A 15,949-nucleotide genomic window follows, 5' to 3' on the forward strand; every position below is an offset into this window, starting at 1 on the left:
TTTTTATGTCCCTTTTCTATACTAAAATCGATTGGTTTTCTTAAATGCAGGAGGAAACATAATGAACAGTAAAACCGGGACAAAAGAAAGAATTATTCAAACCTCTGCATATCTTTTTCAGATTCAGGGATACCATGCGACAGGTTTGAATCAAATTATAAAAGAGAGCGGAGCACCCAGAGGGTCTGTGTATCATCATTTTCCAAACGGAAAAGAAGAACTTGCCATTGCGGCAATCAGACATACGGGAAGATGCGTTGAAAAGCAAATACAGAATAGTATGTCTGAATTCGGGGACCCTGTAGAAGCCATTCAGCACTTTATTCATGTAACGGCTGAACAGTTTAATGATCCTCAGAATATTGAGGGCGTGCCGGTTGGATTGCTGGCGGGTGAGACCGCTCTGATCAATGAAACGTTAAGATGCACATGTGTTGAGGTGTTCAAGAAGTGGACGGATGTGTTTGCGGCAAAATTTCTTGAGCATGGGTTTGAACAAGAGGAAGCGGAGAAGCTTGGGATGACAATCAACTCGATGATTGAAGGCGCAATCATGTTTTCACTGGCTCACAAAAACAAAGAACCGCTGCTGCTGATTTCAAAGCAGGTTCCGTATATTGTCCAAAACAGAGGGTAGCATTTTAGTACTCTTTTCTTTATAAAATTAGATACCAGAACCCCAGCCTCTCCGTTTTGACAGAGTCATAGAAAATTGATTTGAAAATGGCAGATCAAAAAAACATCTCCAACCTGTAACGGTTGGAGATGTTTCATTTCACCCTGTCCATATAATGTACGAATGTGTAGCGGTCGCCTCTGTAGGCGGATTTGACATGCTCAAAGGCAGTGCCGTCCTGCAGATAAGTGGTCCGCTTGATATAGAGGACGGGCGCGCCGGGCTGGATCCCGAGCAGTTCGGCTTCTTCCTCGGAAGCGGCTCCCGGTTCAAGCTCTTGTTTGGCGTGTGAAATCGGCATCTGATTGTACGCTTCGATGTGCTCATACATGGATGATTGAAAATGGGAGGCATCCAATTTCCCCGCCTTGTCAAACGGGATGTACGAGGCTTCGATCGCCATCGGGATATCATTCGCCAGCCGGACGCGGATGATTTTATGAAGCGTTGCCGGACAGCCGCATCCCAGGATAGAAGATAATTCTTCCGTCGCCTGAATCAGCTGGTATTCGGCAAGTCTGCTCCCCGGCTTCATGCCCCGGCTTCTCATATCTTCGGTGAAGCTTGTCAGTCCTTGGAGCGGCTGCTCCATCTTCAGTTTGCTGACGAAGGTTCCACGGCCTTTCTGTCTGTATAAAAATCCTTCATTCACCAAATTGGAAAGCGCCTGGCGCACCGTCATGCGGCTGATGCCGAATTGTTCGGCGTATTCCCGTTCCGACGGAAGCAGCGCATCCGCTTTCAGCTCGCCGTTTTTGATTTGGGTTTTCAATTGTTCCATAATCTGAAAGTAAATCGGAATCGGAGATTGTTTATCAATCTGCATAGGTCAAATCCTTTCAATCGCCGCCCGCAGCCTCTTCATCAATCAAGACCGTCACATCCGGGTGTTCGTGCAGGGCGGAGGCGGGGAATGCTTCACTGACGCGCCCGTCCAGAAGCTGCTTCACCGCTTGGGCCTTGCTTTTTCCGGATGCCATGATCAAAATCCGTTTGCCGGACAAGATCGTCCTGATCCCCATTGTCACGGCTTTTTCAGGAACTTGATCGATTGACGGAAAGTACCGCGCATTCGCCCGTCTTGTCTCTTCATTCAGCTCAACGACATGGGTTCGGGATTCAAATGGCGTCCCGGGCTCATTAAAGCCGATATGGCCGTTGTGTCCGATGCCTAAAAGCTGAATATCCGCTCCGCCGAGTGTTTGAATCAATCGGTCATAGCGTTCGCATTCAGCCTCAAGATCGTCTGCCCGTCCGTCAGGGAGAAAGCGGCGGTCCTTTTTGCTGTCGATATGTGCAAAAAAATGTGTATTCATATAATAATGATAGCTGTTTTTGTCCTCGGGAGAAAGCCCGGCGTATTCATCAAGGTTTATCGTCGTGACATCCCGGAATGACAGGCCCTCGGAGCGGTGCATCCGCACAAGCTCTTTGTATACGCCTTCAGGGGTGCCTCCCGTCGCAAGCCCGAGAACGGCATCCGGCTTTTGTTTAACTGTTTCAGCAATCATCTCTGCGGCTTTTTCACTTAATTCTTCATAATGTCTGCATGTGATGACGTTCATGTCCAATCAGCTCCTCCTGAGATATATGCGGTGTTTCCTCGGCAAATCGTTGCCAGCACGCCGCACTGTCCGTCCGTCAAAACAACGTCGGCGTCTTTTCCTTCCGCAAGGCTTCCTTTACGGTCAAAAATGCCGAGCCGGCGGGCTGCGTTTGCCGCTGTCATATTAGCTATATCCAGCCATGAGCAGTTCGTAAACCTGCGCATGAGCGCCGCGCCTTCATTCATTTTTAAAATGGAACCGGCCAGCGTCCCGTCAGAAAGAAGCGCTTTGTCTCCGCAAACGGTGACTCTTTGTCCGCCGAATTCGTATTCTCCGTCCCTAAGCCCTTTTGCCCGCATGGAGTCTGTAATCATGATCAGGTTTTGGCTTCCTTTCGCCAAATAGGCAAGCTTTACAGCCAAAGGATGAGAATGAATGCCGTCAGTGATCAGCTCCGCCGTGATGCGGCCGCAGGCGAGCGCCGTTCCGATGCCCCCCGGCTCACGGTGGTGAAAGGAGCTCATGGCGTTGAAGAGGTGTGTCATATGCAGTGCTCCGGCATCCGCCGCTTTTTCTAAAAGATCGGCTCCCGCGTCTGTGTGTCCCATTGACGGGATGATGTTCCGGTCTTTTAAATAACGGATCAGGCTGAAATCAGGATCTTCTTCCGGTGCAAGCGTCACGATTTTAATCAGTCCTCCGGAGAGACGCTCCCATTTCTGAAAGAGCCCGGCATCGGCCGGCGTAATCCATTGTTTCGGCTGTGCTCCCGCTTTTTTCGGAGAGACAAACGGTCCTTCTAAATGAATGCCGATCAACTCAGCGCCTTTATGAGCCTGCGGTGAGGAGTCCGTCCATTCCTTGGCGTTTTTAAGCGCTTTTTCAATGTTTTCGTGCTGCTGTGTGATCGTGGTCGCTAGAAAAGCGGTTGTTCCTTCTTCGGGCAGCCGGGCGGACATTGTATCAAGAGCCGCGAGATCGGCATCCATCGTATCCGCGCCGTAACCGCCGTGAATATGGATATCTATCATTCCGGGAAGCGCATACGAACCCGCGGGCGCCTTCCATTCCTTCTCATACGTTTCCTGCGGCCTTGTTTGACCCGCGTAAGAAATGATGCCGTCTTTTATGCCGAGAAATCCGTTTCGGATGATTTCCTCTTCTGTTACGATGTCCGCACCGCTGATTAACAAGCTTTCAGCCACTTTAAAACACGCCTTTCTTGTTAGTTGTTAGTTTTATTTTACTCTTTTTCAGACTAGTTATCTAGACCAGTTATGCCGGAATTGTATAAATCTGTTTTGGTTCAGACGGTAAAGTGATAAAATATAACTGTTCAAAGCTCGGAACATCCCAGAACAGGAGGAACATATCTTGGCAAAGGTTCGGACCAAAGACGTAATGGAGCAGTTCCATTTAGAATTGATCAGCGGAGAAGAAGGGATTAACCGCCCGATTACGATGAGTGATTTATCACGGCCCGGTATTGAAATCGCCGGTTATTTTACATATTACCCGAGAGAACGGGTGCAGCTTTTAGGAAAAACGGAGCTGTCATTTTTCGATCAGCTTCCTGAGGAGGATAAAAAACAGCGGATGGAATCGCTGTGCACCGATGTGACGCCGGCTATCATACTTTCCAGAGATATGCCGATCCCGCCGGAGCTTGTAGAAGCATCCGAGAAAAACGGCGTGCCGGTGCTGAGATCCCCTCTGAAAACAACCAGACTGTCAAGCCGGCTGACGAATTTTCTTGAGAGCCGTCTCGCGCCCACAACCGCCATTCACGGCGTGCTTGTGGATATATACGGCGTCGGTGTGCTCATAACGGGAAAAAGCGGCGTCGGTAAAAGTGAAACGGCCCTGGAGCTCGTCAAACGCGGCCATCGTCTTGTCGCGGATGACTGCGTCGAAATCCGGCAGGAGGATCAGGATACGCTCGTCGGGAATGCGCCTGATCTGATTGAGCATCTGCTTGAAATCAGGGGTCTCGGCATTATAAATGTCATGACGCTGTTCGGAGCGGGCGCCGTCAGAAGCAATAAGAGAATTACAATCGTCATGGACCTTGAGCTTTGGGAGCAAGGGAAGCAATACGACCGTCTCGGACTTGAAGAAGAAAAAATGAAAATCATTGATACGGAAATTACAAAACTGACCATTCCAGTCCGCCCTGGGCGAAATCTCGCTGTTATTATCGAAGTTGCGGCGATGAACTTCAGATTGAAGCGGATGGGCTTAAATGCCGCCGAGCAATTTACGAATAAGCTGGCGGATGTCATTGAAGACGGCGAACAAGACGAATAGGAGTTGGCAATAATATGAACGAAGCAGGAACACCAATCAATCCGATTGCCTTGCAGCTCGGGCCTTTATCCGTGCACTGGTACGGGATCATTATCGGCGCGGGTGCGTTATTAGGGCTTTGGATGGCCATGAGGGAGAGCGAAAAGCGGGGGCTGAAAAAGGACATTTTTATTGATCTTGTTCTTTTCGCCATCCCGATCGCAATCATTTGCGCACGGGCATACTATGTGCTTTTCGAGTGGAGCTATTACTCGGAACACCCCGGGGAAATCATTAAAATTTGGAAAGGCGGCATCGCGATTCACGGCGGATTGATCGGCGCGATCGCAACGGGCGTTGTTTTTTCAAAAGTAAGAGGGATATCATTCTGGAAGCTGGCGGATATTGCCGCGCCGAGTATTCTGCTCGGTCAGGCCATCGGGCGCTGGGGAAACTTTATCAACCAGGAGGCTCACGGCGAAGCGGTCAGCCGTTCATTTTTGGAAAGCTTGCACCTTCCGGATTTCATCATTAATCAGATGTACATAGACGGACATTATTATCACCCGACGTTTCTGTATGAATCGCTGTGGAGCTTTGCGGGTGTCGTGATTCTGCTTCTGCTCCGCCGCGTGAACCTGCGCAGGGGCAATCTGTTCTTAACGTATATCATCTGGTATTCGATCGGCAGATACTTTATTGAAGGAATGCGTACGGACAGCCTGATGCTCACGAGTCAGCTTCGGATCGCGCAGGTCATTTCCATTGTGCTGATTGTTCTTGCGATTATTTTAATGGTTTTCAGACGCGTTAAAGGGTATGCCGATAAGCGGTATGCAGATACGGACTGACGTCTGAAATCGGAAAGGACATAAGATGACTGATAAACGTTTAACCGCCATTTTATTCGATCTCGACGGCACGCTGATTGACACGAATGAACTGATTATCGCTTCTTATCTTCATACGCTTGATCATTATTGCCCGGGACAGTATAAACGGGAAGATGTGCTTCCGTTTATCGGCCCGCCTCTGTACGAAACATTTTCAGGCATTGATGCCGAAAAGTGCGATGACATGATCAGCATGTACAGGGCATTCAATCATGAGAAGCACGATGAGCTTGTCACGGAGTACGAAACGGTTTATGAAACGCTCGATGAATTGAAAAAAGCGGGCTATCAGCTCGGGATTGTCACCACAAAGCTGAGGGATACAGTCAATATGGGATTGAAGCTGACAGGCATCGGGGCGTTTTTCGATACTGTCGTCACGCTTGATGATGTAAAGCATCCGAAGCCTGATCCCGAACCTGTGCAGCTTGCGCTCAGCCGGCTTGGGTGCGATCCGTCGGAGGCCATGATGGTCGGTGACAATTATCACGATGTCATGGCGGGCAAAAACGCCGGCACGAAAACAGCCGGCGTCGCGTGGACGATTAAAGGCGCACAGACGCTTTCCGCCTATGAACCCGATTATATGCTTGAGAAAATGAGTGATTTATTGCACATTACCGGAGTGAAGTAATCCGTGAGAAAAACAGACCGCCATCCGGTTACAGGTGCAAATTCATTGTGGCATGTATATCAGACGGTTCCCTTTCTGAAGGTGATAAAAAACTTCATCATCATCCAGATTGCAAGGTATACGCCGTTTCTAAGCGTGAAGAACTGGCTGTACCGAACCTTTTTGAAAATGAATGTCGGAAAACAAACCTCATTCGCGCTGATGGTGATGCCGGATATTATGTTTCCTGAAAAAATCACTGTCGGAGAAAACAGCATCATCGGCTACAATACGACGATTTTGGCTCATGAATATTTAATACATGAGTACCGGACCGGTGATGTCACAATCGGTGACGAGGTAATGATCGGGGCAAACACAACGATTCTGCCCGGCGTCACCATCGGGAGCGGAGCCGTTGTATCAGCCGGCACGCTGGTGCATAAAGATGTCCCGGCCGGGGCGTTTGTCGGAGGAAACCCGATGAAGCTGATCTATACGCACGAAGAAATGAAAAAACGAATGGAAAACCCCGCTGATTAACGTCAGCGGGGTTTTTTTATGACTTGATTACAATGGCCTGGCTGCCCATCTGCTTCCAGGCTTTTTCGAATTCAGTCCGGTCCGTTTTTCTGTTTTTATAGCCGTAAGGGTCATTGACGTATACATAATCGTGATCATAACCGGTGACGGCTACGCTGTGCATGCTGAACGTGATGTCGACCTTTCCGTTCGGCGTATTCCAAGTCTGCATATGATCAACCGGTTTAAAGGAAGTGGTGATAATCACCCAGACCGGCCGTCTCTTTTCAAGCTGGCGATACACAGCAGAAATGTCTTTTCCCGTCAGGTCGTATACTTTGTTTCCCGCATACTCTTTGGCCAGTTTAACAATCGGCTCATGATAAACGCCTAAACCCGGGCCGTTTTCCATGTCTCCGGCAAATCCTTCATTCGGATCTCCTTTCAGCCCGCTGCTGTATGTGAGCGGAACTTTATTGATTCGATCCGCCAATGTATTTTTTGATACATGATATCCGGCATTGTTCAAAATCATAGCAAGGCTTGTCACCTCACAGCCATTGTACAGTCTGGGTGAATCCATCTGTCTGTACAAAACGACATTCAGCGGTGTCGCGCTCCCTTTTAACGGTGTTTTCTCATCAGACTCGTCGGACTGCTGATTGAAAAAATTCAAATGAATATCGTTTGTATAGATGTTATATCCCAGATAGACAAGGACGGCTGTCAGAATCAGCACACATAATGTTCCAAGCGTCTTCATTATCAATTATTCTCCCTTGTTTCTGATGAAGCTATTCTATGTATTATAGCACTTCTGCTCAATATGATTAGATGGTTCTCTTATGTTTACAGATTTGTTCATGATTTAGTCATCAATATGGGAAAGAATAGGCGGACATTGGGCATTGCAATCCATTCTTTTATCTGCTAACATATTATCATATTAGCGAACTAAAGGATTCGGAATTTTCCTTCAGACAAAGCGGAGGTGCAAAAGGCAATGTTTATGTTTGAAAAACCGCATGGCATGAGAGATACGCTTCCCGGTTTATACGAAGCAAAGAAGAAAGTCCGTTTCACACTGACGGATTTAATTGATAAATGGGGTTATCAGTTTATGGAGACTCCGACCCTTGAATTTTATGAAACAGTGGGTGTCCAGTCAGCCATTGAAGAACAGCAGCTGTTTAAGCTTCTCGATCAGGACGGAAAAACGCTTGTGCTTCGGCCTGACATGACCGGACCGATTGCCCGGGTGGCGGCGTCTAAGCTGCACAAAAATAATCATCCGCTCAGAGCGGGATACGCGGCAAGCGTTTACCGCGCTCAAGAACGGGAAGGCGGACGTCCGGCCGAATTCGAACAGGTCGGCGCGGAGCTGATCGGCGACGGATCAACAAGTGCGGACGCTGAGGTGATTGCACTCGCGGCCGGCGCGTTGAAAAACGCGGGATTGCACCAATTTAAAATCGCGATCGGCCATGCAGGACTCGCAGATGAGCTGTTTGTCGAGGTGCTGGGCAATGCCGAGCGGGCGGATGTCCTGCGGCGCTTTCTCTTTGAAAAGAATTATGTGGGGTACAGAGAACATGTCAAATCGCTTCCGCTTTCTTCAATAGACAAAAGCCGGCTGCTCGGACTTTTGGAATTGCGCGGCGGAAAAGAGATCTGCGCCAAAGCGGAGGAGATCATCGGCATCTCCGGGCAAAGCGTGATTCAGGAGCTGGAAGACCTATGGGACATTCTTGAAGATTACGGGTGTGCCGAGCATATCCGCCTTGATCTGAACATGGTCAGCCATATGAGTTATTACACGGGAATTTTATTCGAAGTGTATGCGGCAAATGTCGGGTTTGTCATCGGAAGCGGCGGCCGCTATAACAATCTTCTCGGCCATTTCGGCAGCCCTGCTCCCGCCACGGGCTTCGGACTCCGTATCGACAGGCTGATTGAAGCGCTCGGCATCCAGGAAGAAACAAGCGAGGCGGACGCCGTTATTTTCAGCAAGGAGCAGCGGGCGCAGGCCATTTTATTCGCGGAGGAAGAAAGGGCAAGAGGCAGAAAGGTCGTCCTGCAGGATTTGGCGGGCATTGAAAATATCGATCATATGACAAAATCATTCACAAAAGTCACATACTTTATCGGTGCCAGAAAGGAAGAGCAAAATGGGTAAGGTACTCACAATGGCAATGCCAAAAGGGCGGATATTCGAAGAAGCGGCCGGATTGCTGCGGCAGGCCGGATACAGGCTGCCCGAGGAGTTTGAGGAATCAAGAAAGCTGATCATCGATGTTCCTGAAGAAAATCTCCGCTTTATTTTAGCGAAGCCGATGGACGTCACGACTTATGTCGAACATGGCGTCGCTGATGCCGGTATTGCCGGAAAGGATGTCATGCTTGAAGAAGAGCGTGACGTGTATGAGGTGCTCGATCTGAATATCAGCAAATGCCATCTCGCCGTTGCGGGGCTTCCGGGAGCGGATTGGAACGGTGTCGCCCCGAGGATTGCGACGAAATATCCGAATGTTGCGTCAAGTTATTTCAGAGAGCAGGGCGAGCAGGTGGAAATCATCAAGCTGAACGGCTCCATTGAGCTGGCGCCTTTAATCGGGCTTGCTGACAGAATCGTGGATATCGTATCAACAGGGCGGACATTAAAGGAAAACGGACTCGTTGAATCAGAACACATTTGTGACATCACATCGCGTTTTATCGTCAATCCAGTCAGCTACCGCATGAAGGATGACGTCATCGACGAAATGGCTGCCAGGCTGGCCAGGGTTGTGGAAGGAGAAACGGCAAAATGAAAATAACCGCAATAAAAAAAAGCGACCGGTTTTCACTGAAGCGTTCCATTGACAGCGGAACTGAAGAGCAGCGGAAAACCGTCAGGGCGATTATTGAAGACGTCAGAAAAAACGGCGACAAAGCCGTTTTGGCCTATACAAAAACATTTGACGGCATCAGCCTGGAACAGTTGGCGGTGAGCGCAGAAGAAATCGCAGAGGCGTACCGTCTGCTTGATGATCAGCTGCTGGAAGTGATCAAGCAGGCAATTGCCAATATTAAAGAATATCACGAGCGCCAGCTGCAATCCTCTTGGTTTTACCATCGTAAAGACGGCACGATGCTCGGGCAGAAAATAACGGCGCTTGATTCCGCGGGCGTATATGTGCCGGGCGGGACGGCCGCTTATCCGTCTTCCGTTTTAATGAATGTCATCCCCGCTCTCGCTGCGGGAGTGGGGCGGATCGTTCTCGTCAGTCCGCCGGGAAAAGACGGCAGCCTTTCGCCGGGCGTTCTGGCGGCAGCGTCTGAGCTCGGCATAAAGGAAATTTACAAAGCGGGAGGCGCGCAGGCGATTGCCGCGCTCGCTTACGGAACGGAAACGATACAGCCTGTTGATAAGATTACAGGTCCCGGCAATATTTTTGTGGCGCTGGCGAAGCGCGAAGTCTTCGGCGATGTGGATATTGACATGATAGCCGGGCCAAGTGAAATCGCAGTCCTGGCAGACGATACGGCGGTGCCCGAAGAAGTTGCCGCTGACCTGCTTTCTCAGGCCGAACACGATATGCTCAGCTCATGCGTGCTTGTCACCGACTCACGGAAGCTTGCAGAAGCGGTATCAGGTGAAGTGGATAAACAGCTTCAGACGCTGCCGCGTAAAGAAATCGCCGAAGCATCGATCAAAGATCACGGCCATATTTACATCGCGGAAACGATGGAGGATGCGGTGGATACGGTGAATGCGCTGGCGCCTGAGCATTTAGAAATCATGACGCATTCGCCGGAGGCTTTGCTTGGAAGCATCAGGCACGCGGGAGCGATTTTCTTAGGGCGATACAGCGCTGAACCGGTCGGCGATTATTTTGCGGGACCGAATCACGTTCTGCCGACAAACGGGACGGCGCGGTTTTCAAGCCCGCTGAATGTCACGGATTTTCAAAAGAAATCGAGCATCATCTCATACAGCCGGAAGGCATTTGAAACCCACGCGGACAGCATTGCCGCCTTTGCGAGACTGGAAGGGCTTGAAGCGCACGCAAGATCGATTGAAGCGAGAAACGGAGGAAATGACCGATGAGAAAAGCGGAACGCGCCAGAAAAACAAATGAGACGGATATTAAGCTGGCTTTCGGTATTGACGGAGAAGGAAAAGCCGATATCAGCACGGATGTGCCGTTTATGACTCATATGCTTGATTTGTTTACAAAGCACGGACAATTTGATTTAACCGTTGACGCAAAAGGCGATACGGAGATAGATGATCACCACACGACTGAAGATATCGGCATCTGCTTAGGGCAGGCTTTTTTGGAGGCGCTCGGTGATAAAAAAGGAATCAAACGGTACGGATCAGCGCTTGTGCCGATGGACGAAGCGCTCGCCCAAGTCGCCGTAGACCTGAGCAACCGGCCGCACCTTGAGATGCGCGCTGCATTTCCGCAAGCGAAAGTCGGAACGTTTGATACCGAGCTGGTACATGAATTCTTATGGAAACTGGCGCTCGAAGCGAGAATGAATCTGCACGTCATCGTTCATTACGGCACAAATACGCATCATATGATAGAAGCCGTGTTTAAGGCGCTTGGCAGAGCGCTGGACGAAGCGTCATCCATTGACCCGCGCGTCAAGGGTGTGCCGTCTACGAAAGGGATGCTGTAAATGATCGGTGTAATTGATTACGGAATGGGCAATTTATTCAGCGTGTCGAAGGCGCTGGAACGCGTCGGCGTCCCGTATGTCGTTTCAGACCGGCCGGAAGAGCTCGAAAAAGCGGATGCTTTTATTCTTCCCGGTGTCGGATCATTCAGTGACGCCATGGACAATTTACGCAGCACGAAGCTTGATCAATTCATACACCGTATGGTTGACGAAGGGAAGCTGCTTCTTGGCATCTGCCTCGGCATGCAGCTCATTTTCGAAGAAAGCAGCGAAAACGGCTCTGCAAAAGGACTTGGTTTATTAGCCGGAAAAGCAGTGAGACTCAAAGACAGGGATGCCGAAGGAAATAAGCTGAAGGTGCCGCATATGGGCTGGAACCGGCTGGCGGTTCACCAAACATCTCCTTTGCTTTCGGAAGCGGGAGAAGGCTTTGTTTATTTTGTCCATTCCTATTATATAGACGGGATGGAAGAAGGCGATCTTCTGGCAAGCGCTGAGTACGGCGTTCGTGTTCCTGCGGTCGTCGGGAAACGCAATGTCTTCGGAGCGCAGTTTCACCCAGAAAAAAGCGGCACGGCCGGAATGGCGATCTTAACGCAATTTACAAAAATGGCAGCGGAACAGAAGGTGAAGAAATGAATGCTTTTACATTATATCCGGCAATCGATATGAGAAACGGCAAATGCGTCCGCCTCATTCAAGGTGATTACGGCAAGGAAACGATCTACGGAGACTCACCTTTAGACATGGCGGCCCAATTTGCAAACGAAGGTGCCGAATGGATTCATCTCGTGGATCTTGACGGCGCGAAAGAGGGAAGGAAAGTAAACGACAGGCATGTTCTGGACATCGTCCGGCAGCTTGATGTCAAGGTTGAGATCGGCGGCGGAATCCGTTCTGAAGCGGATGTATACGGCTACTTATCACAAGGCGCTGATCGCGTCATTCTCGGCAGCTCGGCCGTTTCCGATCCGGCGTTTGTGAAAAGCATGCTGAAACAATACGGCGGGAAAATCGCCATCGGTCTCGATGCGAGAAACGGGTATGTCTCGACGGAAGGGTGGCTGGAAACATCTTCGGTAAAAGCGTCCGATTTGGGCCGTGAATTGGCGGAGGAAGGAGCGGAAATCTTCATTTTCACGGATATTGCGACTGACGGCATGCTGTCAGGCCCGAACATCGAAAGCACCGTTCAGCTTGCAAAAGCAACGGGGAAAAACGTCATCGCCTCAGGCGGTGTCAGCTCAGTCGCCGACCTCAAAGCGCTGGCCCGCTTCAAAGACGCCGGCGTATCGGGAGCGATTATCGGAAAAGCGCTGTATACAAAACAATTTTCATTGGCTGAAGCACTCAGCGGGGTGAAGGACGCATGATCACGAAACGAATCATTCCGTGTCTCGATGTGAAAGAAGGACGCGTCGTCAAGGGTATTCAATTTCTCGGGCTGAAGGATGCGGGCGATCCTGTCGAGCTGGCCGAAGCCTATGACAGGGAGGGCGCTGACGAGCTTGTTTTTCTCGACATTTCCGCCTCTCATGAAGGCCGGAAGACGATGGCTGACGTCGTGGAGCAGGTTGCGGCAAAACTGGCGATTCCGTTTACGGTCGGCGGCGGAATCAATCAATTAAGCGATATGAAAAGAATGCTTCGCGCGGGCGCTGATAAAGTATCCGTTAATACAGCGGCCGTCCTCCGTCCCGAGCTGATTACGGAAGGAGCTGAGTTTTTCGGCTCGCAATGCATCGTAGCGGCGATTGACGCAAAGTATGACGAAGATTCGGATTGCTATAAAGTGTACACACACGGCGGCAGAAAGAAAACCGAGTGGGAAGTCACGGCTTGGGCAAAAGAAGCCGTCAAACGGGGAGCGGGTGAAATCCTGCTGACAAGCATGGACGCTGACGGTGAGAAAACAGGCTTTAACCATATGCTTACAAAACTTGTCTCACGTGCCGTCCCGGTGCCCGTCATTGCGTCAGGGGGAGCCGGCAGCGCGCGCCATATGCTTGAAGCCTTCACGATCGGTGAAGCGGACGCCGCGCTTGCAGCTTCCATTTTCCATTACAAAGAGACATCTATAAAAGAAGTGAAAGATTATATGAAGAAACACGGGGTGAATGTGAGATGAAACGGGCAGATGAACTGCGGTTTGACGAGGCCGGGCTGATTCCCGCCATCGTACAGGATGCGGCAAGCAAAGAAGTACTGACACTGGCTTATATGAATCGTGAATCCTACGAAAAAACGATAGAAACGAAAGAAACCTGGTTTTACAGCCGTTCACGCGGGGAGCTGTGGCATAAAGGAGCGACGTCGGGGAATACCCAAAAGGTGAAAGCCATCCGCTATGATTGCGATCAAGATGCCCTCCTTGTGCTTGCGGAGCCTTCAGGACCCGCATGCCATAAGGGAAGCTACAGCTGCTTTTCTCCGGAAAAAGCGGACGCGCAGGATCGTTTCGGCATCTTAAACGAACTGGAAAGCGTAATCGCCAAACGGCAGGCGGAGATGCCTGAGGGGGCCTACACAACGTATCTGTTTCGGGAAGGCGTCGATAAAATTCTCAAAAAAGTCGGCGAAGAAGCCGCAGAGGTGATCATCGCCGCGAAAAACCGCGATCATGAAGAATTAAAATGGGAAGCGGCAGATTTGCTGTATCATTTGCTCGTTCTTCTGCGTGAACAGTCGCTTCCTTTGGACGACGTGCTTGACGTTCTTGCGAAACGCCATTCAGCATCTGAGTAAAACAAACCTCACGGAGAGCTCCGTGAGGTTTTTAAATATGCCCGAACTTAAACATTCAATAAAATATTCCTTATTTCTGCAACCGGAGGCAGATGAATTTGATAATATTGACTAATAGAGTTTATTTTGGTTTTTATCAAAAATATACGTTTTGTTCATATTCCGTTCATGCACATCCGTTATAGTATAAACAGTGATATAGGAGGAAAACATATGCCGAATAAACAACCAAAACCTAAAGGGAAATTCAGCTCATTCTTTTCATTAGTCAAAAAAACAAAACCATCCTACGGAATGCTGGCCTTCGCGCTGTCTCTCAGTATTGTGACAACGCTCGTCAGCCTGCTGATTCCGCTGTTGACAAAGCAGCTCGTCGACGGCTTTTCCATGTCGTCGCTGTCAGGCGTGCAAATCGGAATCATCGCAGCCGTGTTTATCGTACAGGCTGCATTAAGCGCCTACGCCACCTACGCCCTGAACTACAGCGGCCAGAAAATCATCTCGGGACTGCGTGATTTGTTGTGGCAGAAGTTAATTAAACTGCCTGTCTCTTATTTTGACAAAAACGCCACGGGAGAAACGATCAGCCGTGTCACCAATGACACGATGGTGGTAAAAGAGCTGATCACCAACAATATCAGCGGATTTATTACCGGAATCATTTCCGTTATCGGGTCACTGACGATCTTATTTTTCATGAACTGGAAGCTCACATTGCTCGTGCTGATCGTCGTGCCGCTGGCTGCGGTTATTTTAGTGCCGATCGGCCGGAAAATGTTTAAAATTTCTCGGGAGACACAGGATGAGACGGCGAGATTCACCGGATTATTAAACCACATCCTTCCGGAAATCAGACTTGTGAAAGCCTCAAACGCTGAAGAAGCGGAATACGGCCGCGGAAAAGCCGGCATCATGGCGCTCTTTAAACTCGGTCTGCGTGAAGCGAAGGTGCAGTCGCTCGTAGGCCCGCTCATTACACTTGTATTAATGGCGGCGCTGGTCGCTGTCATCGGGTACGGCGGAATGCAGGTGTCATCCGGTGAACTGACAGCCGGCGCGCTCGTTGCCTTTATTCTGTATTTGTTTCAGATCATTATGCCGATGGGCCAGATCACTTCATTTTTTACACAGCTTCAAAAATCGGTCGGCGCAACGGAACGGATGATTCACATTCTTGCAGAAAAAGAAGAAGATATCCAAACCGGAAAAATCATTGAAAATGCAGATCAGCCGATTAAGCTTGAACAAGTCTCATTTGGCTACAAAAAAGATCAAACCATCTTAAAAGACATTACGGCAACGATTGATGCCGGCAAAGTCACCGCGATTGTCGGACCGAGCGGCGGCGGGAAAACAACGTTATTTAAGCTGCTTGAACGATTCTACAATCCGACGGCCGGAAGCATCCTGCTCGGAAACGAACCGATTGATGCGTATTCTCTTGAATCATGGCGGGAGCATATCGGCTACGTGTCGCAAGAAAGCCCGTTAATGTCAGGAACCATCCGCGATAATATCTGCTACGGATTAAAACGCGAGGTGACTGATGAGGAACTGAGACAAGCGGCTGACATGGCCTACGCCCTGCAATTTATTGAAGACTTACCGAAGAAATTTGAAACCGAGGTCGGTGAACGGGGGATTATGCTTTCAGGCGGACAGCGCCAGCGCATTGCCATTGCCAGAGCACTTCTCCGCAATCCGAGTATTCTGATGCTTGATGAAGCGACATCCAGTCTGGACAGCCAATCTGAAAAATGGGTGCAGCAGGCGCTCGAAGTCTTAATGGAAGGGCGCACCACCATTGTGATTGCCCACCGTTTATCCACGGTTGTGGATGCAGATCAGCTTCTCTTTGTTGAACAGGGGGAAATCACCGGACGGGGCACACACCATGAATTAATGGCATCCCATGCGCTGTACCGCGATTTTGCGGAACAGCAGCTGAAGCTGAATGCCGATTTAGAAAACAAAGCTGTGTAAAGCAAGACTTTAG

18 protein-coding genes are annotated in these 15,949 nt (G+C 49.7%); 14 read left to right on the plus strand and 4 right to left on the minus strand.

Annotated elements, in window-relative coordinates:
• Positions 1-61: 61 nt before the first annotated feature.
• On the plus strand, positions 62-637 hold the full coding sequence (locus ICW23_RS09450; RefSeq protein WP_045925873.1) for a TetR/AcrR family transcriptional regulator: 576 nt from the start codon (positions 62-64) through the stop codon (positions 635-637).
• 133 nt (positions 638-770) lie between these two features.
• Here ICW23_RS09450 and ICW23_RS09455 read toward each other — a convergent pair whose 3' ends face one another.
• The 3 genes from ICW23_RS09455 to nagA are packed head-to-tail and all read right to left on the minus strand — an operon-like array spanning position 771 to position 3,428.
• Positions 771-1,502, minus strand: a complete 732-nt coding sequence (locus ICW23_RS09455) for a GntR family transcriptional regulator (RefSeq protein ID WP_064778553.1) — start codon at positions 1,500-1,502, stop codon at positions 771-773.
• 13 nt (positions 1,503-1,515) lie between these two features.
• Complete coding sequence (gene nagB, locus ICW23_RS09460) at positions 1,516-2,241, minus strand: glucosamine-6-phosphate deaminase (protein ID WP_188154531.1); 726 nt, start codon at positions 2,239-2,241, stop codon at positions 1,516-1,518.
• Positions 2,238-3,428, minus strand: coding sequence for an N-acetylglucosamine-6-phosphate deacetylase (gene nagA / locus ICW23_RS09465; RefSeq protein WP_095241261.1), 1,191 nt, complete (start codon positions 3,426-3,428; stop codon positions 2,238-2,240). Before nagA ends, nagB begins: the two co-directional genes overlap by 4 nt.
• A gap of 169 nt (positions 3,429-3,597) precedes the next feature.
• Here nagA and hprK point away from each other — a divergent pair, with 169 nt between their 5' ends.
• Genes hprK through ICW23_RS09485 form a run of 4 tightly spaced genes read left to right on the plus strand, consistent with a single transcriptional unit; the run spans position 3,598 to position 6,558 of the window.
• A complete protein-coding gene (gene hprK / locus ICW23_RS09470) occupies positions 3,598-4,530 on the plus strand; it encodes an HPr(Ser) kinase/phosphatase (protein WP_013353746.1) in 933 nt (310 codons plus the stop codon).
• A 14-nt stretch (positions 4,531-4,544) separates the two neighbouring features.
• Positions 4,545-5,360 (plus strand): prolipoprotein diacylglyceryl transferase, encoded by an 816-nt coding sequence (gene lgt / locus ICW23_RS09475; protein WP_016937807.1) that lies wholly within the window; start codon positions 4,545-4,547, stop codon positions 5,358-5,360.
• 25 nt (positions 5,361-5,385) lie between these two features.
• The gene (gene ppaX, locus ICW23_RS09480; protein ID WP_064778555.1) at positions 5,386-6,036 is read left to right on the plus strand and encodes a pyrophosphatase PpaX; all 651 of its coding nucleotides are present in this window, start codon (positions 5,386-5,388) and stop codon (positions 6,034-6,036) included.
• A 3-nt stretch (positions 6,037-6,039) separates the two neighbouring features.
• A complete protein-coding gene (locus ICW23_RS09485) occupies positions 6,040-6,558 on the plus strand; it encodes an acyltransferase (RefSeq protein WP_064778556.1) in 519 nt (172 codons plus the stop codon).
• Between the two features lie 16 nt (positions 6,559-6,574).
• On the opposite strand, the gene ICW23_RS09490 is transcribed toward ICW23_RS09485, so the two are convergent.
• A complete protein-coding gene (locus tag ICW23_RS09490) occupies positions 6,575-7,300 on the minus strand; it encodes a C39 family peptidase (protein ID WP_188154402.1) in 726 nt (241 codons plus the stop codon).
• Between the two features lie 240 nt (positions 7,301-7,540).
• On the opposite strand from ICW23_RS09490, the gene ICW23_RS09495 reads away from it, so the two are divergent.
• The 9 genes from ICW23_RS09495 to ICW23_RS09535 all read left to right on the plus strand — a co-directional run bounded on the left by ICW23_RS09495 (position 7,541) and on the right by ICW23_RS09535 (position 15,936).
• A complete protein-coding gene (locus ICW23_RS09495) occupies positions 7,541-8,713 on the plus strand; it encodes an ATP phosphoribosyltransferase regulatory subunit (protein WP_188154403.1) in 1,173 nt (390 codons plus the stop codon).
• Complete coding sequence (hisG, locus tag ICW23_RS09500; RefSeq protein ID WP_045925879.1) at positions 8,706-9,347, plus strand: ATP phosphoribosyltransferase; 642 nt, start codon at positions 8,706-8,708, stop codon at positions 9,345-9,347. Before ICW23_RS09495 ends, hisG begins: the two co-directional genes overlap by 8 nt.
• The gene (hisD, locus tag ICW23_RS09505; RefSeq protein ID WP_188154404.1) at positions 9,344-10,627 is read left to right on the plus strand and encodes a histidinol dehydrogenase; all 1,284 of its coding nucleotides are present in this window, start codon (positions 9,344-9,346) and stop codon (positions 10,625-10,627) included. The genes hisG and hisD overlap by 4 nt, the downstream gene beginning before the upstream one ends.
• The gene (gene hisB / locus ICW23_RS09510) at positions 10,624-11,208 is read left to right on the plus strand and encodes an imidazoleglycerol-phosphate dehydratase HisB (RefSeq protein WP_016937814.1); all 585 of its coding nucleotides are present in this window, start codon (positions 10,624-10,626) and stop codon (positions 11,206-11,208) included. The genes hisD and hisB overlap by 4 nt, the downstream gene beginning before the upstream one ends.
• Positions 11,209-11,847: an imidazole glycerol phosphate synthase subunit HisH gene (gene hisH, locus ICW23_RS09515; RefSeq protein WP_045925881.1), complete on the plus strand. Its 639-nt coding sequence runs from the start codon at positions 11,209-11,211 to the stop codon at positions 11,845-11,847.
• On the plus strand, positions 11,844-12,581 hold the full coding sequence (hisA, locus tag ICW23_RS09520; protein WP_188154405.1) for a 1-(5-phosphoribosyl)-5-[(5-phosphoribosylamino)methylideneamino]imidazole-4-carboxamide isomerase: 738 nt from the start codon (positions 11,844-11,846) through the stop codon (positions 12,579-12,581). The genes hisH and hisA overlap by 4 nt, the downstream gene beginning before the upstream one ends.
• Positions 12,578-13,336, plus strand: a complete 759-nt coding sequence (gene hisF, locus ICW23_RS09525; RefSeq protein ID WP_188154406.1) for an imidazole glycerol phosphate synthase subunit HisF — start codon at positions 12,578-12,580, stop codon at positions 13,334-13,336. Before hisA ends, hisF begins: the two co-directional genes overlap by 4 nt.
• Positions 13,333-13,953: a bifunctional phosphoribosyl-AMP cyclohydrolase/phosphoribosyl-ATP diphosphatase HisIE gene (gene hisIE / locus ICW23_RS09530; RefSeq protein ID WP_099744374.1), complete on the plus strand. Its 621-nt coding sequence runs from the start codon at positions 13,333-13,335 to the stop codon at positions 13,951-13,953. The genes hisF and hisIE overlap by 4 nt, the downstream gene beginning before the upstream one ends.
• Positions 13,954-14,166: 213 nt before the next feature.
• The gene (locus ICW23_RS09535) at positions 14,167-15,936 is read left to right on the plus strand and encodes an ABC transporter ATP-binding protein (protein ID WP_016937819.1); all 1,770 of its coding nucleotides are present in this window, start codon (positions 14,167-14,169) and stop codon (positions 15,934-15,936) included.
• Positions 15,937-15,949: the final 13 nt, after the last annotated feature.

It is taken from the genome of Bacillus sp. 1021, from assembly GCF_014534735.1.
GTDB classification, from domain to species: domain Bacteria; phylum Bacillota; class Bacilli; order Bacillales; family Bacillaceae; genus Bacillus; species Bacillus siamensis.